Annotated in this window: 1 protein-coding gene; it reads right to left on the reverse strand. The window is 72.6% G+C overall.

The annotated features are described in order from the left end of the window. Positions 1 to 47: 47 nt before the first annotated feature. Entirely contained in the window at positions 48 to 1,481 is a 1,434-nt protein-coding gene (locus ACFW2Y_RS35710) for a DUF2079 domain-containing protein (protein WP_384887884.1), read from the reverse strand. Between the last annotated feature and the right edge of the window lie 274 nt (positions 1,482 to 1,755).

Raw genomic sequence — 1,755 nt, forward strand, 5'->3', positions numbered from 1 at the left:
GGCCGTCCGGCACGCCGCCGGACGGCCCTCGGCCGTTGGGTGCGGGCTCAGGACCGCTTCAGGACCGCGAAGCCCTCGGAGCGGTGGGTGATCTCATAGCGCGCTTCCGGATGCAATTGCGAAGCCAGCCGCACCGGATCCGACACCTGCTGCCCCCAGCCCCGCAGGTCGAAGGCGAGGTAGTCCGGGGTCGCCCCCTTGGCCGTGCCCACCCAGTAGACCCGGTGGTCCGCCGTGAGGTGGGCGAGGAGCGAGACGTCGGCCTCCACGCTGGCCCCCTCCGGCACCGCGTCGACCGCCGCCCGCGCCTGGAGGGTGCGGGCGTCCGTCCGGTAGGTCTCCGGGGTGAGCAGCTCCCGCAGCGGCAGGTGCGCCGCGAGGACGAGGGCGACCGCCGTCGCGACCGGAACCACGACCTTCCCGTATGCGGCGAGCCAGGCGCGCGGCGACGTGCGGACCGAGCGGACGCCGTCCACGAGGGCGAGGAAGACGACCGGCATCAGGACCGCGCTGTAGTGCCAGTGCATGCCCCAGTGGTTGGGGTCCTGTGAGAGGAAGCGCCAGCCGAGGGTCGGCAGGACGAGCAGGAGCAGCGGGGAGCGCAGCGCGAGGAAGCCGGTGATCGCGAGCAGGTAGAGGACCATCTCCCAGCGCTCGCCCGAGGCGAGGGCGTCTCCGATGACCTGTGCGAAGGAGGTGTCGGTGCCCTCCCCGGTCTTCTCGATCTTGGACCAGTAGTCGTACTGGCCGAGCCGGCTCGCCGCCGGGATCAGGACGAGGACCGTCAGCGCGAAGGCCGCGGTGCCGAGGCCGGCCAGGACCACGCCGAGCCGCTTCTGGCCCTTCAGGAAGAGGACCGCACCGACCATGGCGACGGTGAGCCCCATGTCCTCCTTGACCAGGACGAGCGGGGCGGACCAGGCGGCGGCTGAGGTCCAGCGCCCGAGGAGCAGGGCCCGGCAGGTCAGGGCGAGCAGCGGGACGGCGAAGGCGATCTCGTGGAAGTCGGACTTGACGGCCTCCTGCAGGCCCCAGGAGAGCCCGTAGGCGACCGTCAGCCCGATGCCGGCGGCCCGGCTGCCGAGGATCTGCTGGGTGGTGCGGCCGACGACGACGGCGGAGGCGGCGAAGAGCGCGGCCTGCCCGAAGAGCAGGGAGACCGGCGAGGACCAGATCCAGTAGAGCGGGGCGAGGAGCGCGGTGACGGGGCTGAAGTGGTCGCCGAGTATGGGGAAGCCGGGGCCCTTGATGTCGACGACGGGCGCCCGGAACTCGGCGTACGCCCGGACCGACTGCCCGAAGATCCCCAGGTCCCAGGAGGGCGTGCGGAAGTGCGCGTACTGCACCCAGGAGTACAGGAAGTACAGGCCGCAGAGGAGGCCCGCGAGGACCAGGTAGGGGCGGAGCGGGACCGGTGGGGGGCCTTCGGACGGCTCCGGGTCGACGGTCTCGGAAGCGGGCCTGTTCAGTACGTCCAACACCACGTCCCCCATACCGGCGGCCGACAAAAGAGCAACCCATTAGACCAGAGTCCACCCGTTCGACTGAGCCGTCGGCGCAGGCCGTGCACGGCTCTGGGCGGGTGCCGCGCCCGGTGGACCGCATCCCGCGCCCGGCCTCGGAACGCCCCGGCCGGACCCGCACCGAGTGCGCGATCCGGCACGGCCTGCTCGTCTCCGCCGTGCGCGAGGCCGCGCTCCGCCCGGTCCACGACGTCTTCGCCGAGGTGCGCCCCGGCGGTCTGGTCGAGGGCCT

Source organism: Streptomyces sp. NPDC058877, assembly GCF_042742855.1.
Lineage (GTDB): Bacteria > Actinomycetota > Actinomycetes > Streptomycetales > Streptomycetaceae > Streptomyces.